The organism is Thauera sp. K11 (genome assembly GCF_002354895.1).
GTDB lineage: Bacteria > Pseudomonadota > Gammaproteobacteria > Burkholderiales > Rhodocyclaceae > Thauera > Thauera sinica.
This window is the reverse complement of record NZ_CP023439.1, coordinates 4,191,759-4,217,560: the sequence shown is the minus strand read 5'-3', so window position 1 is coordinate 4,217,560 and position 25,802 is coordinate 4,191,759. Positions and strand designations below refer to the sequence as shown.

27 protein-coding genes and 1 tRNA gene are annotated in these 25,802 nt (G+C 66.6%); 18 read left to right on the top strand and 10 right to left on the bottom strand.

The genetic code is table 11. From position 1 onward, the window contains the following. Positions 1–14: 14 nt before the first annotated feature. Positions 15–1,535, top strand: coding sequence for a conjugal transfer protein TraG N-terminal domain-containing protein (locus CCZ27_RS18435; protein ID WP_096450664.1), 1,521 nt, complete (start codon positions 15–17; stop codon positions 1,533–1,535). Between the two features lie 9 nt (positions 1,536–1,544). On the opposite strand, the gene CCZ27_RS18430 is transcribed toward CCZ27_RS18435, so the two are convergent. Genes CCZ27_RS18430 through CCZ27_RS18420 form a run of 3 tightly spaced genes read right to left on the bottom strand, consistent with a single transcriptional unit; the run spans position 1,545 to position 2,697 of the window. After that, on the bottom strand, positions 1,545–1,919 hold the full coding sequence (locus CCZ27_RS18430; RefSeq protein WP_096450662.1) for a DUF3742 family protein: 375 nt from the start codon (positions 1,917–1,919) through the stop codon (positions 1,545–1,547). Between the two features lie 20 nt (positions 1,920–1,939). Further along, complete coding sequence (locus tag CCZ27_RS18425; protein ID WP_096450660.1) at positions 1,940–2,377, bottom strand: type II toxin-antitoxin system YhaV family toxin; 438 nt, start codon at positions 2,375–2,377, stop codon at positions 1,940–1,942. After that, complete coding sequence (locus CCZ27_RS18420; protein WP_096450658.1) at positions 2,377–2,697, bottom strand: type II toxin-antitoxin system PrlF family antitoxin; 321 nt, start codon at positions 2,695–2,697, stop codon at positions 2,377–2,379. The genes CCZ27_RS18425 and CCZ27_RS18420 overlap by 1 nt, the downstream gene beginning before the upstream one ends. Before the next feature lie 166 nt (positions 2,698–2,863). Here CCZ27_RS18420 and CCZ27_RS18415 point away from each other — a divergent pair, with 166 nt between their 5' ends. The 3 genes from CCZ27_RS18415 (at position 2,864) to mobH (ending at position 6,686) form a co-directional block, all read left to right on the top strand. Then, entirely contained in the window at positions 2,864–3,619 is a 756-nt protein-coding gene (locus CCZ27_RS18415) for a type IV toxin-antitoxin system AbiEi family antitoxin domain-containing protein (protein WP_096450656.1), read from the top strand. Continuing rightward, positions 3,612–4,532, top strand: coding sequence for a nucleotidyl transferase AbiEii/AbiGii toxin family protein (locus CCZ27_RS18410; protein WP_096450654.1), 921 nt, complete (start codon positions 3,612–3,614; stop codon positions 4,530–4,532). Before CCZ27_RS18415 ends, CCZ27_RS18410 begins: the two co-directional genes overlap by 8 nt. Positions 4,533–4,820: 288 nt before the next feature. Then, positions 4,821–6,686, top strand: a complete 1,866-nt coding sequence (mobH, locus tag CCZ27_RS18405) for a MobH family relaxase (protein ID WP_096450652.1) — start codon at positions 4,821–4,823, stop codon at positions 6,684–6,686. Positions 6,687–6,740: 54 nt separating this feature from the next. Here mobH and CCZ27_RS18400 read toward each other — a convergent pair whose 3' ends face one another. Then, positions 6,741–7,046: a helix-turn-helix domain-containing protein gene (locus tag CCZ27_RS18400; RefSeq protein ID WP_096450650.1), complete on the bottom strand. Its 306-nt coding sequence runs from the start codon at positions 7,044–7,046 to the stop codon at positions 6,741–6,743. 122 nt (positions 7,047–7,168) lie between these two features. Here CCZ27_RS18400 and CCZ27_RS18395 point away from each other — a divergent pair, with 122 nt between their 5' ends. Further along, complete coding sequence (locus tag CCZ27_RS18395) at positions 7,169–7,789, top strand: substrate-binding domain-containing protein (protein WP_232516462.1); 621 nt, start codon at positions 7,169–7,171, stop codon at positions 7,787–7,789. A 12-nt stretch (positions 7,790–7,801) separates the two neighbouring features. Here CCZ27_RS18395 and CCZ27_RS18390 read toward each other — a convergent pair whose 3' ends face one another. The 6 genes from CCZ27_RS18390 to CCZ27_RS18365 all read right to left on the bottom strand — a co-directional run bounded on the left by CCZ27_RS18390 (position 7,802) and on the right by CCZ27_RS18365 (position 13,012). Beyond that, positions 7,802–9,724 (bottom strand): tyrosine-type recombinase/integrase, encoded by a 1,923-nt coding sequence (locus CCZ27_RS18390; protein ID WP_096450646.1) that lies wholly within the window; start codon positions 9,722–9,724, stop codon positions 7,802–7,804. Between the two features lie 240 nt (positions 9,725–9,964). Beyond that, a tRNA-Gly gene (locus CCZ27_RS18385) sits at positions 9,965–10,039 on the bottom strand. Between the two features lie 80 nt (positions 10,040–10,119). Continuing rightward, the gene (gene ptsP / locus CCZ27_RS18380) at positions 10,120–11,850 is read right to left on the bottom strand and encodes a phosphoenolpyruvate--protein phosphotransferase (RefSeq protein ID WP_096450644.1); all 1,731 of its coding nucleotides are present in this window, start codon (positions 11,848–11,850) and stop codon (positions 10,120–10,122) included. A gap of 4 nt (positions 11,851–11,854) precedes the next feature. Further along, positions 11,855–12,124, bottom strand: a complete 270-nt coding sequence (locus CCZ27_RS18375) for an HPr family phosphocarrier protein (protein WP_096450642.1) — start codon at positions 12,122–12,124, stop codon at positions 11,855–11,857. A gap of 41 nt (positions 12,125–12,165) precedes the next feature. Then, the gene (locus tag CCZ27_RS18370; protein ID WP_096450640.1) at positions 12,166–12,555 is read right to left on the bottom strand and encodes a PTS sugar transporter subunit IIA; all 390 of its coding nucleotides are present in this window, start codon (positions 12,553–12,555) and stop codon (positions 12,166–12,168) included. Positions 12,556–12,649: 94 nt separating this feature from the next. Beyond that, complete coding sequence (locus CCZ27_RS18365) at positions 12,650–13,012, bottom strand: winged helix-turn-helix transcriptional regulator (protein ID WP_096450638.1); 363 nt, start codon at positions 13,010–13,012, stop codon at positions 12,650–12,652. A gap of 275 nt (positions 13,013–13,287) precedes the next feature. Here CCZ27_RS18365 and wrbA point away from each other — a divergent pair, with 275 nt between their 5' ends. From wrbA to CCZ27_RS18300, 13 genes are all read left to right on the top strand, one after another. Next, complete coding sequence (gene wrbA, locus CCZ27_RS18360) at positions 13,288–13,890, top strand: NAD(P)H:quinone oxidoreductase (RefSeq protein ID WP_096450636.1); 603 nt, start codon at positions 13,288–13,290, stop codon at positions 13,888–13,890. A 76-nt stretch (positions 13,891–13,966) separates the two neighbouring features. Beyond that, complete coding sequence (locus tag CCZ27_RS18355) at positions 13,967–14,938, top strand: LysR family transcriptional regulator (protein ID WP_096450634.1); 972 nt, start codon at positions 13,967–13,969, stop codon at positions 14,936–14,938. 241 nt (positions 14,939–15,179) lie between these two features. Beyond that, complete coding sequence (locus CCZ27_RS18350; protein ID WP_096450632.1) at positions 15,180–16,124, top strand: LysR family transcriptional regulator; 945 nt, start codon at positions 15,180–15,182, stop codon at positions 16,122–16,124. 406 nt (positions 16,125–16,530) lie between these two features. Beyond that, a complete protein-coding gene (locus CCZ27_RS18345; protein WP_096450630.1) occupies positions 16,531–17,031 on the top strand; it encodes a cupin domain-containing protein in 501 nt (166 codons plus the stop codon). Between the two features lie 49 nt (positions 17,032–17,080). Beyond that, positions 17,081–18,073 (top strand): hydroxyquinol 1,2-dioxygenase, encoded by a 993-nt coding sequence (locus tag CCZ27_RS18340; RefSeq protein ID WP_096450628.1) that lies wholly within the window; start codon positions 17,081–17,083, stop codon positions 18,071–18,073. Between the two features lie 115 nt (positions 18,074–18,188). Further along, positions 18,189–19,661: an aldehyde dehydrogenase family protein gene (locus CCZ27_RS18335; protein WP_198363180.1), complete on the top strand. Its 1,473-nt coding sequence runs from the start codon at positions 18,189–18,191 to the stop codon at positions 19,659–19,661. Positions 19,662–19,668: 7 nt separating this feature from the next. Next, the gene (locus CCZ27_RS18330; protein ID WP_096450626.1) at positions 19,669–20,358 is read left to right on the top strand and encodes a 3-oxoacid CoA-transferase subunit A; all 690 of its coding nucleotides are present in this window, start codon (positions 19,669–19,671) and stop codon (positions 20,356–20,358) included. 9 nt (positions 20,359–20,367) lie between these two features. Then, positions 20,368–21,030 (top strand): 3-oxoacid CoA-transferase subunit B, encoded by a 663-nt coding sequence (locus tag CCZ27_RS18325; RefSeq protein ID WP_198363179.1) that lies wholly within the window; start codon positions 20,368–20,370, stop codon positions 21,028–21,030. After that, complete coding sequence (locus CCZ27_RS18320) at positions 21,027–22,091, top strand: maleylacetate reductase (protein ID WP_096450624.1); 1,065 nt, start codon at positions 21,027–21,029, stop codon at positions 22,089–22,091. The genes CCZ27_RS18325 and CCZ27_RS18320 overlap by 4 nt, the downstream gene beginning before the upstream one ends. Positions 22,092–22,137: 46 nt before the next feature. Beyond that, positions 22,138–23,442 carry an ABC transporter substrate-binding protein gene (locus CCZ27_RS18315; RefSeq protein ID WP_096450622.1) on the top strand — a complete coding sequence of 435 codons (1,305 nt, stop codon included), beginning with the start codon at positions 22,138–22,140 and terminating at the stop codon, positions 23,440–23,442. A gap of 39 nt (positions 23,443–23,481) precedes the next feature. Further along, the gene (locus CCZ27_RS18310; RefSeq protein WP_096450620.1) at positions 23,482–24,207 is read left to right on the top strand and encodes an ABC transporter ATP-binding protein; all 726 of its coding nucleotides are present in this window, start codon (positions 23,482–23,484) and stop codon (positions 24,205–24,207) included. Next, positions 24,204–24,914: an ABC transporter ATP-binding protein gene (locus CCZ27_RS18305; RefSeq protein WP_096450618.1), complete on the top strand. Its 711-nt coding sequence runs from the start codon at positions 24,204–24,206 to the stop codon at positions 24,912–24,914. The genes CCZ27_RS18310 and CCZ27_RS18305 overlap by 4 nt, the downstream gene beginning before the upstream one ends. A 10-nt stretch (positions 24,915–24,924) precedes the next feature. Beyond that, positions 24,925–25,794 (top strand): branched-chain amino acid ABC transporter permease, encoded by an 870-nt coding sequence (locus CCZ27_RS18300; protein ID WP_096450616.1) that lies wholly within the window; start codon positions 24,925–24,927, stop codon positions 25,792–25,794. The last annotated feature ends 8 nt before the right edge of the window (positions 25,795–25,802 follow it).

The following is a 25,802-nucleotide window of genomic DNA, read 5'->3' as shown; positions in this document are numbered from 1 at the left end:
GCGAGGAGCACGCCATGACCCTCTACACGACCGACTACCTGGAGTATTACCTGACGCTCGTCGGGTGGATCGTCAACAACGGCATCTGGAACATCCTGGTGGCCAGCGGCGTGTTTGCGCTGCCCTTCGTTGTGATCGTCGTGCAGGAGTGGCTGCGCGCACGCGCCGAAGGCGCCGACGAGGGCAATAAGGGCGTGCTGTCCTCGATGCGCATCGAGAACCGCGTGTGGGTGGCGATCGTCGTCATCCTGTTCGCCGGCATCCCCTTCATACCGGTCGACCTCAGCACGATCCGGTTCGACACGACGCGCTCTGCGCAGTGCCAGGTCAGCGTCCCGCAACCCAACGACACGGGCTGGTCCAACGCCTACACGACGCTCAACAACCAGAACGCGCTGGTGCCGGTGTGGTGGTTCTTCATGCACGCGATCTCGAAGGCGGTCACGGGCGGGGCGGTGGCGGCGATCCCCTGCGGCACCGACCTGCGGCAGATGCGCATGGACGTGGACGCCACCCGCATCGACGACCCAGTGCTGGCTCAGGAGGTGGGCGACTTCGTGCACGACTGCTACGGCCCGTCGCGTGCCAAGTTGTTCATGAACCGGCCCACGCTCTCCGACGAGCAGATGAACGACGTCACCTGGATCGGGTCGAGCTACTTCCTGGGCAGCACGGGCTTCTACGACACATACCACTCCAACACGCCCCGCACCGCCTGGCCGTATGACGCGACGCGCGATGCGGGGCTGGCTCAGGTGGACAGCGGCGGGGGCTATCCCACGTGCCAGCAATGGTGGTCCGACGGCAACAGTGGCCTGCGTGCGCGCCTTCTGGCGCAGGTCGACCCCGATCTGCTGACGCGCATGGGCCGCTGGGCGGGCTTCCTGTCACAGGCGGAGGTGAACGACTCGGTGGTCCGCGCCGTGGTCTCGCCAAAGCAGCAGAAGATGAACCAGGGCTCGGTCTACACCGACTACGGAGGGCAGATCGAAAAGACGCTGCCCAACATCGTCACGCGCGGCGCCGGCGACCTCGGCATGACGATGGGCTCGCTCGGCGTTTTCCCGGCCATGGACGTGGTGCGCCAGGCGCTGCCGATGGTGCTGTCGCTGCTCAAGATGGCGCTGGTCATCTGCATCCCGCTGGTGCTGGTTTTCGGCACCTACGAGCTGAAGGCCCTGGTCGCGGTGAGCTGCGTGGAGTTCGCGCTGTTCTTCGTGGACTTCTGGTTCCAGCTCGCGCGCTGGCTCGACTCGACGATTCTCGACGCGCTCTATGGCTGGGGGTTCGGAGCGAACCGGCCGCACAGCAACTTCGATCCGCTGATCGGGCTAAACAACGCTTTCGGGGACATGTTGTTGAACTTCGTGATGGCGACGATGTTCCTCGTGCTACCCAGCTTGTGGATCACAGCGTTGGGATGGGTCGGTGTCCGTGCTGGCGGTGTTCTTCAAGGCCTCGCCAACGGTACTCGGGACGCGGGCCAAGCGGGACGTTCGGGAGCTAACGTGGCGATCAGTGCAGTGAAAAAGTAGAGCGTTCCGTTAGTCGTCTTTGAATCGCGGATCGGGATCATCGTCATGCATGGCCGGGTGATAGAACAGCCCTTCACGATGGTCTCTCTCTTCCGCTTTGCGCCCGAGGAAATCGGCATCGTCGTCAGAGTCGTGTTGCCAGGCCATCCTCGCAACGACCACGATGCACAGAAGCAGCAACGCCATCCAGAACGCAGCGTAGAGCAGCACGGCAAACGCTGCGATCTTGACGATCAGCATCACGCCCTTTGCGACACCGGGTTTCCAACCCTTTGCCACCAGTCCCTGCATCGCACGTCGATCCAGCCGAACGCAGCCACGCCACAGCCGGCCCAGGGTTCGGCCCACGCGCTCGGGGAATGTTGTCTGTGCTGCGGTCTTCATGGTGCTACCTCATGTTCAATTCATCTTTCCTGGCGAGGCCTGGTCATTCGTTGCCTCCGTACCTTCGTCACTGTCGGGTCGATCTGACTGCTCAGTGCATCCGACTGTTCGCGGCTCGGTGCTATCGCCGTAGCCCGGTCCTTGAGTGCTGCGAACACGATGACTTTCGCCCTCGCGTCGTAGCGGAAGAACAAGCGGAACCGCCTGCCGATCCTCGCGCACCGCCAGTTGGAGTGCGCCGGCTCCGCGATGTTGCAGTAACGAAACTCATCCCGCGAGGGATCGCCCGGCACGGCGTCCATGACCCGATGGCTCAACGCCTGAAACAGCTTGGCGTTGGCATCGCCATCGAACTGCTGCGGCTCGCTGTCGCTGAGCGGCACTGCGGCCGCCTGTACCTTGCGCAACTGCTCGATGAAGCCCTCATGGAACAGCAGGGTCCAGCCGTGCCGCTGCATCAGATTTCCACGCGCCCATCGAAGTCGTCGCCCAGGACAACCTCATGGCCTGCATGCTCCAGCATTGTGCGAGCCAGTTCCTCGGGCAGACCGCGGATGTTTCGCCCTGCCTCGATGTCACGAGCCAGCAGGGTCAGGAACGCACCGATAGCCGGGTCTTCATGCTCTGCCTCCCCGCGGCTGACGACGACCTGGCCATCCTCGCGCAACTCGAACGCCACCTTGTCGCCGGCCTCCACGCCCAGCGCCTGGCGAACCGCCTTGGGCAGGGTGAGCTGTCCCTTGGACGTGACAGTGGCGAGTTCCTTGACGTTGGGCATGACGGCTCTCCTGGCAATCACCGCAAGGAAAATTCCTTACGATGTCAAGGGGTGGCGCCGTCAGGCGCGATTAGAAGTTGCATTGAAAATACCCGATGAGGCGAATTTCAGCGCTGAATCCTGTCCTCTGGAAGCGCTTGATTGGATTCTGTGCTATTTTTCCACGATGGATGGAAATTCACGGCATCAAGTAATCAAGCGGCTGCAGACCACGCTGCCACGTGGTGCGCCGTTCGACCTGACCACCCTGGCGCCGCTGGGGGTGTCGTCCAAGCTCGCCGCGCGCTATGCCGAGGGCGGCTGGCTCGTGCGCCTGGCCCAGGGCGTCTACGCCTTCCCGAACGACGAGTTCGGCGTCTACGGGGCGCTGAAGTTCCTGCAGCAGCGCGTGCCCGGCCTGCACGTCGGCGGCAAGAGTGCGCTGGGCCTGCAGGGTGTGCGCCACAACCTCGGCCGCGACACGCTGGTCCTGTGGGGCAACAGCCGCTACGAGCTGCCGGTCTGGTTCACTTCGCGCTTTCCGGCACGCTACGTCCATGCGCACCTGTTCGACTGGCCCGATGCCGCACTGGCCGACAAGACCCTGACCACGCCGCCCGGCCTGCCCGATCGGTTGCAAGTCGCCGTGTCCGAGCGCGCCGTGCTGGAGCTGCTCTACGAGGCCGGGACGAAGCAGAGCCTGGAAGAGGCCCGCAACCTCTTCGATGGCCTGCGCTCGCCGAGGAAGGAACTGCTCGGGCAACTGCTGTCGTGCTGCACCAGTGTGAAGACCGTTCGTCTGTTCCTCACCTGGGCACGCGAGACGCAGGTGGTCGACGTCAAGGATCTGCTGGAGCGGCATCCGCTGCGCACCGGCAGCGAAAAACGCTGGATGAGCCGACTGGCCGACGGCACCTTGCTGAGCCTGAATCCCCATGGATAAGAACTACGCCGATACCGTTCGCCTGCTGCTGGCCGTCACGCCCGAGGTCTTCGCCAACGACATCTTTGCGATGAAGGGCGGCACAGCGATCAACCTGTTCGTGCAGGATATGCCGCGCTTGTCGGTGGACATCGACGTGGTGTACCGGCCCTGGCAGGTCGCACGCGACGACGCGCTGAAGGCGATCAACGGCGAGCTGGCCGCCATCGCGCAACGCGTGCAACCGCTGGGCATCCAGACGCGCCTGGTGCGCAGCAAGGATCTCGGTGACACCAAGCTGATCGTCGAGAACGACACCAGCCAGGTCAAGATCGAGGTGAACGTCGTCTTCCGCGGCACGGTGCTCCCGGTTGAACGAAAGCCGTTGAGCGCCAAGACCGGCGACCTGTTCGGTGTCGAGTTCGAGGCGCCGATCCTGGCGCGCGACGAGCTGTATGCCGGCAAGTTGGTGGCGGCCCTGGACCGGCAGCACCCACGTGACCTGTTCGACGTCTGGCAGCTCTATGGGTCTGGCGGCCTCAGCGACGGCATGGTCGAGTGCTTCGTGCTCTACCTCGCCGGCCATAACCGGCCGCCGCATGAAGTGCTGTTCGGCAACGACAAGGACATCGCAGCGGAGTACGAGCGCGCTTTCGTCGGCATGACCGAAGTGGAGTGCTCGCTGGACACGCTGCTTGCCGCTCGTGCACAGATGCGACAGGAACTGCCTCGTCGCCTGACCGAGGGGCACAGACAGTTCCTGAGCGGGCTGGTACGCGCCGAGCCCGACTGGTCGCTGGTGCTGTGCCCGCACGCGGCCGAATTGCCCGCCTTGCGCTGGAAGCTCGCCAATCTGGAGGCGTTTCGCAAGCGGCGCCCAGCGGACTTCGCAGCGCAGGCCAACGCCCTCGATGAGGGGCTGGGTCAGGCCTGACGGCGATCCTGCTGGTCATCGACGGCTGTGGAGAGCGGCAGGAGGCGTTTCAGTCTTTGGCGCTGTTTCAACGGCTGCTGAAAGCAGGCCGTTCCTTGAAACATCATCACCAATCGGCCTGGGCCAGCTCCGTATTGGTTGTGGTCGGGACACCCTGGTTGCCCTATATCCAAAGGCTTCCAAAGGCCAAAGGGCTGGGGAAGGGGCAAGGGAATGGGGCCAAGGGGAATGGCCCTACCCGAAAAGGCCAAAAGGCTCCCCCGACCGGCCCGCCGTCCGGGGTTCGCCATGCTCTCGCTGTTCCAACGCAAACGGCCGCCGCCATCCTCTGGCACGACGCCGACACCCATACCTCCCGCCGACACCGGCAAAGGGTTGATGCGGCCCGAGCCGGCCGCATCGCTGCTGGCGACGCCCCGGCGGCAGAAGCTGTTGGAGCACATCTGGCAGCGCACCTCGCTGTCGCGCAGGCAATTCGCATCGCTGTACCTCGCGCCGCTGGAGCGCTACGCCGAGCTGGTCCAGCAATTCCCCGCATCCGAGAGCCACCACCACGCCTACCCGGGCGGCATGCTGGACCACGGCCTGGAAATCGTCGCCTACGCGCTCAAGCTGCGGCAGTCGCACCTGCTGCCCGCCGGCACCACGCCGGAGGCGCAAGCGGCCCAGGCCGAAGCCTGGACGGCCGGCACCGCCTATGCGGCGCTGTTGCACGACGTTGGCAAGGTCGCCGTCGACCTGCACGTGGAGTACGCGGACGGCACGGTCTGGCATCCGTGGCACGGCCCGCTGCGGCGGCCGTACCGCTTCCGCTACCGCAAGGAGCGCGAGTACCGGCTGCACAGTGCCGCCACCGGGCTGCTCTACGCCCGGCTGCTCGATCCGGGCATCTTCGACTGGCTCGCCGGCTACCCCGACCTCTGGGCCGCGCTCCTGTACGTGCTGGCAGGCCAGTACGAGCATGCCGGCACGCTCGGCGAACTGGTGGTGCAGGCCGATCAGGCCTCGGTGGCCCAGGAACTCGGCGGCGATCCCAGCAAGGCGTTGGCCGCGCCCAAACACGCCTTGCAGCGCAAGCTGCTCGATGGCCTGCGCTTCCTGCTGCGGGAGGAATTCAAGCTGAACCAACCTCAAGCCTCGGACGGCTGGCTGACCCAGGACGCACTCTGGCTGGTGAGCAAGACCGTCTCGGACAAGCTCCGCGCCCATTTGCTGCAGCAAGGCATCGACGGCATCCCGGCCAGCAACACGGCGGTGTTCAACGTGCTGCAGGACCACGGCATCGCCTTGCCCACGCCGGACGGCAAGGCGATCTGGAAGGCCACGGTGGCCAGCGATGCCGGTTGGTCGCACAGCTTCACGTTCCTGAAACTCTCGCCCGCATTGATCTGGGAGGCGGCCGAGCGGCCCGCTCCGTTCGCCGGCCAGGTGCAGGTCGAGCAGGAGCACGAGGACGTGGCGCAGCAGGTTCCCGCAACGCCTGGTGCGGCACGCACGGGGCCAGAGCCCGCCTACAGCGGCGCCCCGCCGGTCGCGCCCCCGATGACGGCAGCGACGGCGGACAACGGTGTCGGGGCGCTGCTCGACCTGCTGGACATGGCGCCCGCCGCGTCGGCGCCGCTCCCGATGCCACCCGAGCCCGTCGCCGACGCGCGGGCAGACGCCGAAGGAGATTCCCTGGCCAGCGCGGTGATGGCGCCGCCGACACCGCCAACCTCGGCACCCCGGCCACAGGCCGAGCCCTCCGGCGACGACTTCATGGCCTGGCTGACCCATGGCGTGCGCTCGCGCAAACTCATCATCAACGACGCCAAGGCCCTGGTGCATACCGTCGCCGGGACCGCCTACCTAGTCAGCCCCGGCGTGTTCCAGCGGTACGCACAGGAACATCCGCAGGTGGCGAGCATCGCGCGGCAGGAGAAGCTAGAGGCTTGGCAGTGGGTGCAGAAGCGCTTCGAGAAACTGGCCGCGCACCGCAAGCAAGCCAGCGGACTGAATATCTGGACATGCGAAGTCACGGGACCGCGCAAATCGCGGCGACTGCACGGCTATTTGCTCCTGGCACCGGACAGCGTATTCGGAGAAACGCCACCCGATAACCCTTACCTACGTCTCGCCAGCGACATGCCAAGAGACGAAAATCTCTCGGTTTGAGCAGAACAAATATAACGAACAGGGATAGGTAAAGCGGCCAGCGCGAGACCGGCTTCAATCCTCAGTCTTGGAAGGAGCCGGTTCGGCCAGCTTGGCTTCGGTCAGGGCCATCAGGTGGGCAGAACTGCATTTCAGCGCACGGGCGATCTTGAGGATCAGGGGCAGCGTGGGCGTGTGCTCGCCGCGCTCGATCTTGCCTACGTGCGAGCGCTCGATGCCGGCCAAGTGAGCCAGCGTTTCCTGGGCGATGCCCTGGTTGGTTCTCTCGTCGCGAACGGCGGCCCCAAACGCGATGGCTGGTTCTGCTTCGTAGGTGGTCGTGCCGGTCGGTCGGCCTCTCTGAATCTGGCGCTTCTGCATTAGCAAAAGCGTCGAGCATTGCCTCGATATAAACCACGTTAAACTTAACTCAAAAGCGCGATTGCATGCTTCATGCTTTCACCGTCGCGATGAGTTTCTTGCCCTTGGGAAGGAGGTTGGATGTGACATCGATCTATGCTTCCACCGCGATCCGTGTGGCAGTGCTCGGCGAGTGGGTGCCTTCACAGCTTGCCGACGTGCTGGCACTGCAACGTGCCGAAGAGCCGGAGACCTCTGCTGCATTGGTCCGATGTGCTGCGGCGGAACTGGCGAGCAAGTCGCTGGACGATGACTTCGATTTCGCGTTGTCGTCCACGGACCTGGAATGGCCTGGCTGGGTGTGCGAGCCGTTGTGGCACGACACGCTGGCTGTCGCCGTCGCCAAGCGTTCGCACCTGCTGGTCCATCGCGACGTACCGTGCCATGAACTGCAAAAGCAGCCCCTCATCTGTGCGCAATCTACCGCGGACGAGCCATGGCAGGCCCTGGTGCATCGGTTGATCGGCGACGCGCCACACGAGCAGGTCGTGAGCACCTTCGACATGGCGATGACGCTGGTCGCCGCGGGTTACGGCATCGCCATCGCGCCCGCCGCGCGGCTGGCAGGATACCAGTGCCGCGGCATCGTGGTGCGACCGCTGGCCGGCGCACCGCCGATCGTCATGTCCTACCTGCTGCACACGTCTGAGGCCTTGACCGAACCCCAGGAGCGGTTCGCGCGCCGCGTCCGCTCCGTGACCTGAAGTCCCGCCGCGTCAAGGCTCCATCAGGTCTTCGGCGGCATCGGCCGTGATGGCGTCTTGCACCAGGCGCTGCACGCTGCGCCGCACCTGCACCGGAATGTCGGAGTCCTCGAGATCATCCGCCGCGATGCTCTGCGCCGCGACCAGCCGCGCAGCCAGGTGCAGGTTCTTCGGGTTGACTGCCTCGATGGCAGAGCGCCCGCCGAGCGCGTCATAGGGCTGTAGCAGCGCGTGGTAGATCGCCCAGGTGTCGAGCCCGCGCGGCACCTGCTTGAGCACGGACTGCACGAGCCTGCGCTTGAGCGGATCGAGTTGCCAGTCGGGCACACGCTGCCCGCGGTGGCCCATGTGGATCGACAGCAGGTTGCCAGCCTGGATCTCGTAGGTGATCCACCGGCGCGACTTGCCGGCGAGCTTGGCGTAGTCCGCCACCGAGAGGTTGTGCGGCGCCTCAAAGGTCTCCAGCACCTGCAGGCGTTCGCGCTGCACCTCCGACAGGCGCGGCCGCGCGTACTCGGGCATGCGCACGGCCGACAGCCGCTGCACCGATGCCGGCGCTGCGGGCAGGTCGGGCGTCGGCGCGGTCACGATCAACTGTGGTGCCGTGAGGTCGATCACCGGCGGCTGTACCGCCGCTTGGCCGGCGATGGTCGGCAGGCCCTGCAGCGTGATGGTCAGATGACGGCTGGCGACCTCGACCTGGTTCTGCTCGAACAGGTCCAGGCGATCGGCCCAATCCTGCATCATCACGCGGCGCTGCTCGACGTACTCGGCATGGTTGTAGGTCGCGCTGATCTTGTCCGGGTCGGCGTGCGAGAGCTGGGCATCCACCCACTTCTTCGGGTAGCCAAGTTCGTTGAGCGCGGTCGACATCGTGGCGCGGATGCCGTGCCCCGTGAGCTGGTCCTCGTAGCCCATGCGCTTGAGCGCGCCGTTGAACGTGTTCTCGCTGACGGGATGCTTCAAGCACCAGTCGCCAGGGATGAGGTAGACCTGGGCCGGCTTGCACTGGTCCAGCAGGTGGCGAACGATCTCCTGGGCTTGCACCGACAACGGCACAATGTAGGGCGGGATGTCCACCAGGCGCTTGCGCTTCTTCTTGGTGAGCAGTGCGCGCTGCTTGAGCCTGGCCACCGGGATGATCCACAGGCCTTGCTCCAGGTCGAACTGGTCGGGCGTGGCGAAGCGCAGCTCGCCGGTGCGCACGCCGGTGAGCATCAGCAGCCGAATCCCCAACTGCGTGTTCAGGCGCCCGCGGTACTTGCGCAGCGTCTGCAACATGATCGGCAGCTCGGGCATGCGCAGGAACGGGTTGTGTTCGACCGGCGGCAGCGGCAGCGCGACGACCTCCAAGTCCTTGGACGGGTTGTCGTGCATGTTCGGGATCGCCACCGTGGCGTAGGTGAACAGTTGGGTAAACCAGGTCCGCAGCTTCTCGGCCACCGACAGCGAGCCGCGCTTTTCTACCTTGCCGATGATGTCCAGCAGGTGCGCGCGGGTGATGTCGTAGATGGTCAGGTGACGCAGCACCGGGAAAACGTCCTTCTTGAAGACGCGGGCGATCTGCTCCAGGCTGGTCTGCCGTCCTTCCTCCAGTGACAACTTGCGGTGTTTCAACCATTGGTCATATACCGCCTGGAACGTGTGTTCGCCCGCCAGCACGATCGCGTGGCGCTTGCGCTTCCGTTCGGTGTGCGGGTTAACGCCCTTGGCGAGCAGGTTGTGGGCTTCATCGCGAAGTTCGCGCGCCTCCTTCAGGGAGAGCGCCGGGTAGCTGCCGAAGGACATGCGATCACGCTTGCCGCCCCAACTGAAGCGGAAGTGCCAGGCCTTGGCGCCGTTGGCGGAAACGAAGAGGGAGAGGCCGTCCGAATCGGCCAGCGTGTATGTCTTGCCAGTGGCCTTGGCCTGGCGAACCATGAGGTCTGAGAGCATGCGCCCAACTCCTGAGAATCGAGTTGGCTGCCATGGTCCTGTCCGACCCCGCGCCGCTCCAGCAACTATGCGGAAACGGGAAGCTCCGCTTTCCGATGTACCACTTGATGTACCGTTTTGTACCGGCAGTCAGTGGTTTTCGCTGGAAGTCACTGGATTCAGCGATGGTGAAAAAGCTGAATGGTGACAATCACTTGCGACGTTCCTCGGTCTTTTCTGGAAGTCCCTGGAAAGTCGAAGTGGAGCGGGTGAAGGGAATCGAACCCTCGTCATCAGCTTGGGAAGCTGAGGTAATGGCCATTATACGACACCCGCCCGAGGGGCCGCCGGCGGGGGCCGGCGCAAAACAGGCCGCCATTCTAATGGCGGGGCTGCTGCGGCGCAATGCGGGGCGTTCAGAGTGCCAGCCGCTGCACGGCCTCGCGCACGCGGGCCTGCTCGTCCATCTTCAGGATGCGCTGCACCTTGGGCGCGAGTTCGCCGAGGTCGGCGCGCAGCACCTGCTGCTTGATCTCGAGGATGTTCGACGGGTGCATCGAGAAGTTGCGCAGGCCCATGCCCAGCAGCAGCAGCGTGTACTCGGGGTCGCCCGCCATCTCGCCGCACACCGACACCGGCATGCCGAAGCGGGCGCCGGCGGAGATCGTGCCGGCGACGAGCTTGAGCACCGCCGGGTGCAGCGGATCGTAGAGGTGCACCACGGCCTCGTCGGCGCGGTCGATCGCCAGCGTGTACTGGATCAGGTCGTTGGTGCCGATGGACAGGAACGACAGCCGGCGGATGAACATGCCCAGCGCCAGCGCGGCGGCGGGGATCTCGATCATGCCGCCGACCGGCACCGCCTCGTTGAACTTGATCTTCTCGGCGCGCAGCTCGGCCTTGGCCTTGTCGATGAGCCGCAGCGTCTGGTCGATCTCCTGCGCGTGCGCCAGCATCGGCACCATGATCTGCATCTGGCCATGCACCGAGGCGCGCAGCAGCGCGCGCAACTGGGTGAGGAACATCTTGGGTTCGGCCAGGGAATAGCGGACCGCGCGCAGGCCCAGGGCGGGGTTCGGTTCGACGCGTGCGTGCGCGCGGTCGAGCGCCTTGTCGGCGCCCAGGTCGAAGGTGCGGATCGTCACCGGCTTGTCCGGCATCGCCTTCACCACCGCGCGGTAGGCTTCGTACTGCTCCTCCTCGTCGGGCAGCACGTCGCGGCCCATGAACAGGAACTCGGTGCGGTACAGGCCGATGCCGTCGGCCTTCACCGTCTTCACCGCGGCCATGTCCTTGGGCGTCTCGATGTTGCACAGCAGGTTGATCGTCTCGCCGTCCAGCGTCGTCGCGCGCGTGTCGCGCAGCCGGTTGAGCTTGGAGCGCTCGATCTCCAGCTCGCTGCGGCGCAGCCGGTATTCCTCGACGATGCGTTCGTCCGGGGCGACGATGATGATGCCGCGCGTGCCGTCGACGATGACGAGTTCGTCGTCCTCGACGAGGTCGCGCACATGGTGCAGGCCAACCACCGCCGGGATCTTGAGGCTGCGGGCGACGATCGCGGTGTGGCTGGTGGGGCCGCCCACGTCGGTGACGAAGCCGGAGATGTTGTGGTCGCGGAAGCCGATGGTGTCCGACGGCGACAGGTCGTGCGCGACGATGATCGTCCCCAGCCCGTCGCGGCGCTTGGGCGGCAGGTGGCCGGGATGCCCCAGCAGCACCTTCACCAGGCGCTCCACCACCTGCACCACGTCGGCCTGGCGCTCGCGCAGGTAGGGGTCCTCGATCTGGCGGAACTGGTCCACCAGGTGTTCCATCTGCTGCACCAGCGCCCACTCGGCGTTGCAGCCGCGGGACTTGATGAGTTCCCGCGCCGTGTCGGTGAGCATCGGGTCGGCCAGCATCATCATCTGCAGGTCGACGAAGGCGCCGACCTCGGAATGCGCCTGGCCCGAGGTGGTGGCCGCCTTCAGGCCGACGAGTTCGCCCTGCACCGTGGCGATCGCGCCGTCGAGGCGTTCGATCTCGTCGGCGAGGTGCTTGGGCGCGACGTGGTAGTGGTTGACCTCGAGCAGCGCGTGCGACACGAGGTGTACATGGCCGATCGCGATCCCCTGGGAGACCGGCAGGCCGTGCAGGGTGAAGGGCATGGCGTCACTCCCCTTCGCCGAACTTGTCCGCGATCAGCCCGAGTATGGCCTGCAATGCGGCATCGGCATCGTTGCCCTCGGTTTCCACGGCAATCGTCGCGCCGCGCGCGGCGGCCAGCATCATCACGCCCATGATGCTCTTGGCGTTGACCTTGCGGCCGTTGCGCTCGAGCCATACGTCGGCGGCGAAACTGCTCGCAAGCTGAGTCAGCTTGGCCGACGCGCGCGCATGCAGGCCGAGCTTGTTGACGATTTCGGCTTCCGCCTTCGGCATGTTCCGTTCTCCCCCTGTTCTTCCGCGGTCTTCGTTCTGTCTCAGCCGTTCTTCATGTGCAGCACGCCATCGCAGCCGCCGGACACCGCGCGCTGCAGCAGGTTGGTCATGTCGCGGTCGCGGTAGGTCAGCACGCGCAGCAGCATCGGCAGATTCACGCCGGAGATGCCTTCCACGCGCCCGGGCTCCAGCAGCTTGGCGGCGACGTTGCACGGCGTCGCGCCGTAGATGTCGGTGAGCAGCAGCACGCCCTCGCCGCTGTCGGCCCAGCCCAGCATCTGGCGCGCCGTCGGCAGGATGTCGAGCGGGTCGTCCTGCGCCGCCAGCCCGAGCTGCACGATCTGCGGCGGGCGTTTGTTGAGCACGTGGCAGGCGCACTGGATGAGCGATTCGCCGAGCGTGCCGTGGGTGACGAGAAAGATGCCGATCATGAGCGTGTCCGCGTGTTTCGGCCGATTGTAGCCGATGCGGCGGGGGCGGCGCCCGCGCCATGACCGGAAGATAGGCGGTGCATGCGCCCCGCGATCAGCGATCCTCTGCGGGGGCCATGCCGTCGAGGCGCTTCAACTCGGCGGACACGCGCGCCATCGCCTCGAACACCGGGTCGAACGCCCTGCCGCGCAAGCTGAGCGAATATTCGACTTGCGGCGGGGAGGCGTCGATCACGCGGCGCACGACGAGCCCTTCCGCCTCCAGCGCGCGCAGCTTGCCGGTGAGCACCTTGGGCGAGACCGACTTGAGGTCGCGCTTCAGATCCCCGAAGCGGCGAGGGCCGAAACGGAGGAACCAGATGATGCGCGGCACCCAGGTCCCGGCAACCACGTGCAGATAGCGTTCGAGCGGGCAATCATCCGGGGGCGGCGATCTCGGGTCGTCACGCGGGGGCACGAGGCTTCTCCTCCTTGGTTACCAAACGGTACCTACTTGCCATTTCCATGGGCGAGGGCTAGTTTGCCTCGTCGCCGAGGCAATGGCGAACCGTTTTCGTGCCCCGACGTGCGCAGCGGGCGGTCGGGTCGCTCCCTCGATCCTGTGACGAAAGATCGCCTCCGCGGCTTCTCGCGCAGGCTGCAGTGACTTCGCATGCGGCGTTCGTGCGCAAGTATGCGAGCCAGGCAGGAAGTGGTTCCCTGATGCACCATCAACCATCCGGAGGAAAAGCCGTGACCAAGGTTCTCGTTCTCTACTACTCGTCGTACGGACACATCGAAGCAATGGCAGGCGCGGTCGCGGAAGGGGCCCGCGAGGCGGGCGCCGAAGCGGTGGTCAAGCGCGTGCCCGAACTCGTGCCGGAGGAGATCGCGCGCAAGTCGGGCATCAAGCTGGATCAGGCCGCGCCCGTCGCCACGGTGGCCGAACTCGCCGACTACGACGCGATCATCTTCGGCACGCCGACGCGCTTCGGCAACATGGCCTCGCAGATGCGCAATTTCCTCGACCAGACCGGTGGGCTCTGGGCCAGGGGGGCGCTGATCGGCAAGGTGGGCAGCGCCTTCGTCAGCACGGGCACCCAGCACGGCGGCCAGGAGACGACGCTCACCAGCTTCCACACGACCCTCTTGCACCACGGCATGGTCGTGGTGGGCGTGCCCTATTCGGAGGCGCGCCAGACGACGATGAGCGAGATCAGCGGCGGCAGCCCCTACGGCGCGACGACGATCGCCGGCGGCGACGGTTCGCGCACGCCGAGCGACAACGAGCTTGCCATCGCCCGCTTCCAGGGCCGCCACGTAGCGACGATCGCGGCAAAGCTCGCGGCGCGGTAGGCGCGCGGGACATGCGGCGCGGACGTGCTCGGCGGCGCAGCCGCGCGCTGCCGGGCACGATTCTGAAGAGGCAAGGATGAACTCCGACGATCTTGGCCTGTTCGATTGCGTCATCCGGGCCGGCAGCATTTCCCGCGCCGCCCTGGACCTGGGATCGGACCAGTCGACCGTCAGCCGCCGCATCAGCCATCTGGAGACCGAACTGGGGGTCCGGCTGCTGCATCGCAGCGGTCGCGGCGTCACGCCGACCGAACATGGCCGCCACCTTCTCGAGTACGCCACCGCCGTCGCCAACCTGCTGCAGCAGGCGTCGGCCGACCTGCGTTCCCGGGGCGGTTCCGGCCCCGCGGCGCTGAGCATCGGTGCCCAGCCGACCATCGCCCGCGTGTCGTTCGGGGCGCTTGCGCATGCTCTCCAGGGGCGCTTTCCCGGTACGCGCCTGCGTTTCGTCGAAGCGCTGGGCAGCCAGATCCTGGACCGGCTCGCCGGGGGCGAACTCGACTTCGCCGTGATGTACCTGCCGGAGCAGATCGGCCAACTGCAGTTCGATCCGCTCCTGAAAGAGGGTGTGCATCTCGTCGTACCCCCGGGCCACGCGCTGCAGGGCGGAGCTTTCGAGGTCGCGCGCCTGGGCGGGGTGCCGTTGATCCTGCCGAGCACGCATCACGGCCTGCGCCGGCTGGTGGAAGCGCTCGGCGTGCGCCACGGCTTCAAGCCGGACATCGCGCTCGAATGCGACGGCTCGATCTCGCTGACCAAGCGGCTGGTCATGCAGGGCTGCGGCTGCACCGTGCTTCCATTGGCCGCGGTGAACGAAGACCTCGCCGCCGGGCGCCTGCGCGCCCTGCGCGTCACCGGCCCGGAGATCTGGCGCACGGTCGGACTGGTGCAGGGACGCAATCGCCAGGTCCCGACCGGCCTGTGGGAAGTCCTGCAGATCGTGCGTGCGCAGATCGAAAGGCTCGTGGAATCGGGCGGCTGGCCGGATACCGCCCTGTCGGGTTCCGACGCCGCGGACGTCGCCGGGCAGGCCGCGCCCGCGGCGTGAGCCGGCGCCGGTCGTGCAGCGCGCTGGCAGGGGCGGACCGCTTTCGTCCGGCAGCGGGTTCCCTGCCTTCCTGATTGCGAACGCCGAACGATCCTCCTTGCCATGTATGGCAGGCAAGGCAGCTATGCGAAAGGTCCGCCGGCCGGTGCCGATCCCTTGCCTAGAATCGGGGTGAGGGGCGGGCAGCAGTCCTGCCCTTCGGAACGGAAGCGCTTGCCGGCAAGCGAATGAGGCGATCGGGATGGATTACTTCAACTGCATGGATGTGTTCGTGCGGGTTGCCGAGGTGGGCAGCTTCGCCGAGGTCGCTCGCCAACTGGGTGTGTCGAAGTCGGTCGTGACGACGCGCATCCAGCAACTGGAGCATTTCGTCGGCGTGCCGCTCTTTCACCGCAGTACGCGGAACGTTCGCCTTTCCGAGGTGGGGCAGTCCTATTACGACGAGTGTTCGCAACTCGTCGCGCGGGCCAACCAGATCGTGGAGGAAATGCGCAATGCGAAGGGGTCTCCCTCGGGCCTGCTGCGCGTCCACGGCCTGCCGGGCCTCGTGCTCGGCCACATGTCGCCGTTTCTTCGCAAGTTCACCGCGAAATATCCTGGAATCACCTTCGATTTCGTCGTCAATGATGCGGTCATCGATCCGGTGAAGGAAGGCTTCGATTGCGTGCTGCAGATCTTTTCGCCGATCTCGGAGGATCTCGTCCAGCGCAAGCTCTTTCCGGTCCGCAGGATCTTCTGTGCGTCGCCCGGCTACATCGCAGGCCATCCGCCGATCCTGCATCCCCTGGATCTGAAGACGCACGACCTGGGCCTCTATTCCCGCTACCCGACCAAGGACAAGTGGGTGTTCGACGACGGAACCGAAAAGGTCGAGGTGGAACTGCTTCCCAAGTTCAAGAGCAATTCGGTTCATTTCCTGAGGGAAATCGCCCTGGAAGGCATGGCCGTCGTCTGCCTTCCGACCGTCGTGGCGGCAAGGGAAGTCATTGCCGGAAACCTCGTGCCCGTCTTGCGCGGCTACCGCAATCCGCCCTATTGGCTGTCCGCCGTCTATCCGAAGACCCAGAGGAATTCCACGCGGCTCAAGCTCTTCCTCGATCACCTCGTCATCGATTTCCCGCACGATCCGCCGTGGGACGTCGAACTCATCGCCAGAGCGCTGCTGCCGGCCGTTCCGGACGTCTGACGCTCGCTTCGTGCGTGGCCTCCCGGTTTGCCGGCATGCCGGGTGTCGTTCTGTTTTTTCGAACGCGCCGTTTGCCGGTCCGCGGCAGGCGCGCCGCCGGCGCCGCGACCGCCGACCGCCCGCGGCGCTTCGTGCCGGACCGGCCTTCCATCCATTTTTGTGCGCAGCAGCAATGTTCCCGTGGCCCCGGCGGGGCCCGGCCCGGAAGGGGAAAGCGCTTCCCGCGCGTCCGGCTGCCCGGTTCCGAAGATCGGTGCGATGCGTTCCCGGCAGCCCGATCGTTCGGTTTTCGCGAACGACACGGTCACCGTTTGCCGGCTTCCCGCCTGGCGCACGTGTAAATAAAGTTTCGACCAGACAGGCGCTGGATCGAAACCTGTTATCGACAAATCATGAGGAGACACCGATGTCTGAATTCGTTACCCGATTCGGCGCTTTCGACAGTTTCGAAAAAGGCCATATCGAAATCATCGACGACGATCCCAGGAATTACGTCTTCTCGAACGTCTTCGAGGTCGCCAGCCGTGCGAAGCCGTACGAGAAGATCGCCGTTGCGAAGAATCTCGAATACGTGATCGAGGCCATCCGGGCCGAAGGCACGTCGGGCTGGATGGCCGCATCCCACGACGAGTTCTGCATCGTCATGGACGGCGAGGTCAGCGTCGAATTCGTCAAGCTCGACGGCCCGGATGCGATCGCTCCCGCGGGCAAGGACGGCACGGTCGCGGTCGGCGGCGCCCCGAAGGGCAAGCGCATGGGGTCGATCCGGCTGCGGCGCGGGCATCAGGCGCTGCTGCCCAAGGGCGCGGCGTACCGGTTCAGCAGCGCAAACCCCTCGGTGATGATCCAGCAGACCATCGTGGGCGATCTCACGGTCCAGAAATGGGCCGAGATCTGCTACCGCTGATCACTGCCCGTCGCCCGAATCCATCGAGCCAATCACCGAGGACAAGACCATGAACGCAATCGCGGAAAAAATTCCCGCCACCGTCGCCGGATACAAGACTTTCACGCTGGGCGCCTTCACTTTCTCCCGCGACGAATATTTCGTCACGATCACGTGGCCGGTCGAGGATGGCGGCCACCAGTCGCACACGATGAGCGTCGACGCCTTCCTGCGGGCGCTGATGCGCGACGTCGCCTGGGGTTTCTTCTACGGCGTCGTCAATTTCGACCACGTGTTCGGGACGCGCAATCTCTACGGCCGCGTCGAGTTCTTCGCCGGCCGTTTCAACGAGCACTATCATAGGAGCGGCCGCTCGTACGTCGAGGTCTTCGACTCGCCGGCGGCCATGCGGCTCATCAAGGAGATCCTCGCCGACTGGGTCAACGAAGGCTTCGATCCGTTCGCCGCGCCGATGGAAACGGGCGATGCGGCCTTCGGCGAAAAGCATGGCAGCAACCTCGGCGCGATCGACCGCTTCCGCGTCGCCACCAAGCGCATGCCGGGCCTCGAGGGCGATTCGCCGCTGCGTGCCGACGACAACGGCTACCCGATCAACCGCGCCTTCGCCGACGTGGCGCAGGACCAGCCGACGATCGAGGCCGAGCCCGGCTTCGAGGGAGAACTGCATGCCTTCAACCTGTTCGCCTACCTGTCGCGCTCGGACGTGACCTGGAACCCTTCCGTGACGTCGGTGTGCAAGCACAGCCTGTTCTGCCCGACGACGGAGGAATACATCCTGCCGATCATCCACGGCAATGACCGCGTCGAGTGGTTCATGCAGATGTCCGACGAGATCATGTGGAACATCACCGACAAGGAGACCGGCCGCCCCCGCGCCCGCGTCCTCATGAAGGCGGGCGACGTGGCCGCCATGCCGGCGAACATCGCGCACCAGGGTTTCTCGAAGAAGCGGTCGATGCTGCTGGTCTGGGAAAACGCGAACCCCGACATCGTGCGCAAGTACGAATCCGGCGAGCTTCCTCCCTACCCGGTCGCCTTCTGACCCTCCCCGGTTCAACCGGCGCAGCTCCCCGGGCGCCGCCGGACGATCGCGCGATCGATCCGTCCGTGCGCCCGGAGGGCGGCTGCATCGAACAATTCCTGCTTGCGGAGCCCCCGTGACTTCAATCCAGAACAAGCTGTTCATCGATGGCAGATTCGTCGATGCCGTCGACGAGGCGACGATCGATGTCTTCAATCCCCACGACAATACGCTGATCACGCGCGTCGCCGAGGCCAGGGCCGCCGACGTCGACCGCGCGGTGGAAGCCGCGGCGCGGGCGTTCCCGAAGTGGAGCGCCACGGCGGCGGCCGAGCGCGGCCGCCTGCTGCTCAAGCTCGCCGACCGCATCGAGGCCGAGGCCGACGGGCTCGCCCGCCTCGAGGCGATCGACACCGGCCATCCGATCCGCGACGCGCGCAACATCGACGTCATGCGCACCGCCGCCTGCTATCGCTACTTCGGCGGCATGGCGGACAAGTTCCAGGGCAGCGTGGTCCCGGTCGAGGCGGGCTTCCTGAACTACGTCCAGCGCGCGCCGATCGGCGTCGTCGGCCAGATCGTGCCGTGGAACTTCCCGCTGATGTTCACGAGCTGGAAGCTCGGCCCCGCGCTGGCCGCCGGCAACACCGTGGTGATGAAGCCGTCGGAGATCACGCCGCTCTCCACGCTGCGCATCGCCGAGCTGATGGCCGAAGTCGGCTTTCCCGAGGGCGTCGTCAACGTCGTCATCGGCTACGGCCACACCGCCGGGCAGCACCTGGCCGAGCATCCGGGCGTGGGCAAGATCTCCTTCACCGGGTCCACCGCGGTCGGCCGCCGCATCGTCGACGCATCCAGGGGCAACCTGAAGCGGGTCCAGCTCGAACTCGGCGGCAAGGGCGCCAACATCGTCTTCGAGGACGCGAACCTCGCCGCGGCCGTGAATGGCTCGGCCTGGGCGATCTTCCACAACCAGGGGCAGGCGTGCATCGCGGGTTCGCGGCTGATCATCCACGAGCGCGTGGCCGACGAGTTCCTCGACCGCTTCACCGGCCTGGCGAAATCCATCCGCCTGGGCAATCCGCTCGACCCGCAGACGGAGATGGGGCCGCTCACCTCCACGGTCCATCGCGACCGCGTCCTGTCCTACGTCGATATCGCCCGCGAGCAGGGCGGCGAGATCCTGGCCGGCGGCAAGCCGCCTGCCGATCCCGCGCTTGCCGCCGGCTGCTACGTCGAGCCCACCGTCGTGCGCGCCCGTCCGGCGGACCGCGTGTCGCAGGAGGAGGTCTTCGGCCCCTTCGTGACGGTGACGACCTTCAAGGACGACGCCGAGGCGCTGGCGATCGCCAACTCGACCGAATACGGCCTGGGCAGCGGCTTGTGGACGCGGGACCTGTCCCGCGCCCACAGGATGGCCGGCGCGATCCGGGCGGGAATGGTCTGGATCAACAGCTACAAGCGGGTGAATCCGGGTTCGCCGTTCGGCGGCGTGGGCCAGTCGGGCTACGGCCGCGAGATGGGCTTCGAGGCGATGCACGACTACACCGAGGCGAGATCCGTCTGGGTCAACGTCGATGCGGCGATCCCGCCGCACTTCAAGCGCTGAGGCAGCCATGATCAGCAAGATTGTCGATTCGGTTGCCGCCGCCGTCGAAGGGATGGGCGACGGGGCCACGGTGATGATCGGCGGCTTCGGCACGGCCGGCATGCCCGCCGCGCTGGTCGACGGCCTCATCGCCGGCGGCGCCCGCGACCTGGTGGTCGTCAACAACAACGCCGGCAACGGAGAAACGGGCCTCGCGGCCCTGCTCAAGGCCCGCCGCGTGCGCAAGATCATCTGCTCGTTCCCGCGCCAGGCCGATTCCTACGTCTTCGACGCGCTGTACCGCGCCGGCGAGATCGAACTCGAACTCGTCCCGCAGGGCAACCTCGCCTGCCGCATCGAGGCGGCGGGCGCGGGCCTCGGGGCGATCTTCACGCCCACCGGCTACGGCACGCTGCTGGCCGAGGGGAAGGAGACGCGGATCATCGACGGCCGCCCCTACGTGCTCGAGATGCCGATCCATGCCGACTTCGCCCTGATCAAGTGCCACCGCGCGGACCGCTGGGGGAACCTGACCTACCGCAAGACCGCCCGCAATTTCGGTCCGATCATGGCCCGCGCGGCCAGGACCACCATCGCGCAGGCGGACCGGATCGTCGAACTCGGCGAACTCGATCCCGAATCCATCGTCACGCCGGGGATCTTCGTCAAGCGCGTGGTCCACGTGGCGGGCGCGGAAAGCCTCGCACAAGCGGCCTGAGGAGCGGACATGACGGAAAACATCAAACGGCTTTCGCGCGATGCGCTTGCCGAACGCGTAGCCCGCGACATCCCCGAGGGCGCCTACGTGAACCTGGGGATCGGCGCCCCCACCCGCGTCGCCAACTACCTGCCGGCGGATCGCGAGATCTTCCTGCAGAGCGAGAACGGCCTGCTCGGCATGGGGCCGGCGCCGGCCAGCGGCGACGAGGACCCCGAACTCATCAACGCCGGCAAGGAGCCGGTCACGCTGCTCGAGGGGGGCGCGTTCTTCCACCATGGCGATTCCTTCGCGATGATGCGCGGCGGCCATCTGGACATCTGCGTGCTCGGCGCCTTCCAGGTTTCCACCACCGGCGATCTCGCCAACTGGCACACCGGCGCCCCGGACGCGATTCCGGCCGTCGGCGGGGCGATGGATCTCGCCATCGGTGCAAAGCAGGTGTTCGTGATGATGGACCTGCTCACCAAGACCGGCGAGAGCAAGCTCGTCCGGCGCTGCACCTATCCGCTGACCGGCATCGGCTGCGTCGACCGCATCTATTCCGACCTCGCCGTCATCGATCTGGGGCCCGGCGGGCCCGAGGTCGTCGAGATGGTGGAAGGGCTCGACCTGGAGACGCTGCGCGCGATGACGGGGGTCGATCTGCAGCTCAAGGAGGTGCGTCGATGAAAGCCTTCACCTACCAGAGCCTGCCGATGCGGGTGATCTTCGGCGAAGGCGCCCTGGCCGGGGTCGCCGGCGAGGTCGAGCGGCTCGGCGCCAGGTCGGCGCTGGTTCTGTGCACCGAGGCCCAGCGCGCCAGTGCCGAAAATGTCGCCCGCCTGCTCGGCCAGCGCGCCGCGGGCGTCTATGACAAGGCGCAGATGCACGTCCCGATCGAGACGGCCGAAGAGGCGCGGCACGTCGCGGCGGACCTGGGCGCGGACTGCTGCGTGGCGATCGGCGGCGGCTCGACCATCGGCCTGGGCAAGGCGATCGCGATGACTTCCGAACTGCCCATCGTCGCCATCCCGACGACCTTCGCCGGCTCGGAAATGACGCCGATCTACGGCATCACCGAAGGCGGACTGAAGCGCACCGGGCGCGATGCGCGCGTGCTGCCGGCGTCGGTCATCTACGACCCCGCGCTGACCGCGACGCTGCCGCCGCGCATCGCCGCGACGAGCGGCATCAACGCCATCGCGCACTCGGTGGAGGCGCTCTACGCCCAGGATGCCAACCCGATCATCAGCCTCATGGCGGAGGAGAGCATCCGTGCGCTGGCCGCCAGCCTGCCGCGCGTCGTCGCCAACCCCGGCGACGCCGGGGCGGCGTCCGACGCGCTGTACGGCGCCTGGCTGGCCGGAGCGTGCCTGGGTGCGGTGGGCATGGCCATCCACCACAAGCTCTGCCACACGCTCGGCGGCACCTTCAACCTGCCGCATGCCGAAATGCACACGATCGTGCTGCCCCACTCCATCGCATACAACCGGCATGCCGCGCCCGAGGCGATGGCGCGCGTATCGGCCGCGCTCGGCGGCGCGGAGGCCGCCTCCGGCATCTACGACCTGGCCGAACGGCTCGGCGCGCCGATGGCCCTGGCCGACATCGGAATGCCGGCGGACGGCCTGGCGCGGGCGGCGGAGCTGGCCACGCAGAATCCCTACTACAACCCCAGGCCCATCGAACAGGCCGCCATCCTGGAGCTGCTGCGCGACGCCTACGCGGGAAGACGCCCGCCCCCGGCCTGACGGCCGGAACACGACCACACAAGAGACAAAACAGGAGGAGACGGACATGAACGACAACGACCAGGCGCAGAGCGCCCTTTCCGAACGCCGCCGCGCACTGAAGCTGATGGGCGGCGCCGCGCTGGCGGCCGGCGCGATGGGCCTTCCGGGCGCCGTGTTCGCTCAGGGCGGCAAGAAGCTCAAGATCGGTTTCGTCACGCCGAAGACGGGCCCCCTGGCGCCGTTCGCCGAGGCGGACAACTTCGTGATCGAGCAGATGCGCAAGCTGTTCGACGCCGGGATCGACGTCGGCGGCGTGAAGTATCCGGTCGAGATCATCGTCAAGGACAGCCAGTCCAACCCGAACCGGGCCGCGGGGGTGGCGACCGATCTGATCGTCAAGGACAGGATCGATCTGATGCTGGTGTCCTCGACGCCGGAGACGACCAATCCCGTCTCGGACCAGTGCGAACTCAACCGCAAGCCCTGCATCTCGACGGTCGCGCCGTGGCAGCCCTGGTTCTTCACCCGCGGCGGCAAGCCCGAGAAGGGCTTCGACTGGACCTACCATTTCTTCTGGGGGCTCGAGGACCTGATCGCCGTCTTCAACAGCATGTGGGCGGGGGCGGGCACCAACAAGGTGGTCGGGGCGCTGTGGCCGAACGACGGCGACGGCAACGCGTGGGGCGATGCGAAGCTGGGCTTTCCGCCGGTCCTGAAGAAGGATGGCTACACCGTCGTCGATCCGGGGCGCTACCAGAACCTCACCGCCGACTACTCGGCGCAGATCGCCAGGTACAAGGAGGCCAACGTCCAGATCCTCACCGGCGTGCCCATCCCGCCGGACTTCACGACGTTCTGGAACCAGGCCATGCAGAAGGGCTTCAGGCCCAAGGTGGCCACGGTCGGGAAGGCGCTGCTGTTCCCCGCCTCGGTCGAGGCGCTCGGCGACAATGGGGACGGCCTGTCGTCGGAAGTCTGGTGGACCCCGCACCATCCCTTCAAGTCCTCGCTGACGGGACAGTCCGCGGCCCAGCTCGCCGACGCCTACGAGGCCGCGGTCAAGAAGCAATGGACCCAGCCGCTGGGCTTCGCACACGCGCTGTTCGAGATCGCGGTCGATGTGCTCAGGCGCGCGAAGGACCTCGACAGCGCCGCATCGATCCGCGACGCGATCGCCGCCACGCGCCTGGACACGATCGTCGGTCCCGTGAGCTGGCAGGGCGGCCCGGTGAAGAACGTCGCGAAGACGCCGCTCGTCGGCGGCCAGTGGCGCAAGGGCGGCAAGCACAAATACCAGCTCGTCATCGTCGACAACTCGCAGGCGACGATGATCCCGGTGCAGGACAAGCTCAAGCCGATCGGCCTTTGACGCGCTCCCCGCGACGATCCACTGCCCCGGAGAAACGCGATGAGCGAACCCCTACTGCGCCTGCATCAGGCCAGCAAGCGTTATGGCGCGCTGAAAGTCACCGACGAACTGAGCTTCTCCCTCGCCGAGGGGGAGGCGCTCGGGGTGCTGGGGCCCAACGGCGCCGGCAAGTCGACCATGTTCAACCTGATCACCGGCGACGTGCGCCCCGACGTCGGCCAGGTCTTCTACGCGGGGGAGGACATCACCCCGCTGCCGCCCTCGGCCCGCTGCCACAAGGGGATCGGCCGCTCCTACCAGGTGCCGCATCCCCTGGCGGGGATGACGGTGTTCGAGAACCTCGTGGTCGGCGCCATGTACGGGGCCCTGCTGGACGAGGAGGAAGCCTACGAGCACTGCGTCGGCGTCCTCGACCGGACCGGCCTCTCGCACCGCGCCAACCAGCTCGCCGGCACGCTGACCCTGCTGGACCGCAAGCGCCTCGAACTCGCCCGGGCGCTGGCGACGAAGCCGAAGCTGCTCCTGCTCGACGAAATCGCCGGAGGGCTCACCGACCAGGAGGCCAAGGCCCTCGTCTGCACCATCGATGCGATCCGCGCGGACGGCGTGTCGATCGTCTGGATCGAGCACGTGGTGAATGCGCTGCTCGCGGTCGTCGACCGGCTGATCGTCATCAACTTCGGCGCGCTGCTGACCGAGGGCGATCCGGAAACCGTCATGGCCAGCCGCGAAGTCCGCGAGGTCTACATGGGGATCGAAGCATGAACACCACCTTGTTGCGCACGCGCCGGCTCACCAGCTTCTACGGCGACTTCCAGGCCCTGTTCGGCATCGACTTCGAGATCGACGCCGGCGAGGTGGTGTCGATCATCGGTGCGAACGGTGCCGGGAAGAGCACCTTCCTGCGCAGCCTGGTCGGCCTGAACAAGGCCGCCGGGACGGCGATCGAGTTCGGCGGCAGGCCGATCGGCGGAATGCCGCCCTACGAGATCGTCAAGCAGGGCATCGCGCTGGTTCCGGAAGGGCGGCGGCTTTTTCCGAGCCTGACGGTCGAGGAAAACCTGCGCCTGGGAGGGCATCCGGGGCGCCCCGGGCCGTGGAGCCTCGAAAGGGTCTACGCGCTGTTCCCCATCCTCGAGGAGCGCCGCAGCAGCCCTGGCACCGCGCTGTCGGGCGGGCAGCAGCAGATGGTCGCCATCGGCCGCGCGCTGATGTCGAACCCCTGTCTCCTGCTGCGCGACGAGATCTCGCTCGGGCTGTCGCCGCTGATCATCCGCGACATCTACGGGAGCATGCCGAAGATCGTCGCCGCCGGCACCGCGGTGATCGTGGTCGAGCAGGACATCGGCCAGGCCATGAGGGTCGCCGACCGCCTGTACTGCTTCCAGGAAGGCCGCGTCTCGCTCGCCGGCCGCTCCGACGCGCTGACCCGGGAGCAGATCTCCGAAGCCTACTTCGGCAGCCACCATTGAGGAGACTTCGATGCTCAACGTCATCGACACCGTCGTGCAGGGCATCCTGCTCGGCGGCCTGTATGCGCTTTTCGCGACGGGGCTGTCGCTCGCCTTCGGCATCATGCGCTTCGTCAATATCGCGCACGGCGATTTCATCGTCCTGGGCGCGTTCGCCGCGCTGGCGCTGATCGGGGTGGTGCCGATGCACCCGCTGCTCACGCTGGCGATCGTGGTCCCGGCGCTCGCGATCCTGGGCTACTGGGCGCAGCGGCTGATCTACAACCGCACGCTGGGGCGCGACATCATGCCGCCGCTGCTGGTCACGTTCGGCCTCTCGGTGATGCTGCAGAACGGCCTGCTCGAACTGTTCTCCGGCGACTCCCGCCGGCTCGATGCCGGCATGCTGTCGAGCGCCAGCATCGGCATCGGCGAGCTGTCGGTGGGCGTGTTTCCGGTGCTGACGCTGGTCATCGCGGTGGCGGTGATCGCCGGCCTGCAGTTCCTGTTCTCCCACACCGCGATAGGGCGGTCGCTGCGCGCGACGTCGGACGATCCCGAGATCGTGCAGTTGATGGCCGTCGACAGCCGCAGGATCTATGCGGTGGCGATGGGGATCGCGTCGGCCACGGTGGCGCTGGCCGGCGTCATCCTCGGAATGACGAAGGCGTTCGACCCGCTGCTCGGCCCGCCGCAACTGCTGTTCGCCTTCGAGGCGGTGATCATCGGCGGCCTCGGCTCCCTGTGGGGCACGCTCGCCGGCGGGATGCTGCTGGGCGTCGCCCAGGCCGTGGGTTTCCGCCTGGACCCCGGCTGGGGAATCCTCTTCGGCCACCTCGCATTCTTCGCCGTCCTGCTCGTCCGTCCGCAGGGCCTGTTCCCGAAAACCCGCGATCACTGACGCGCCGG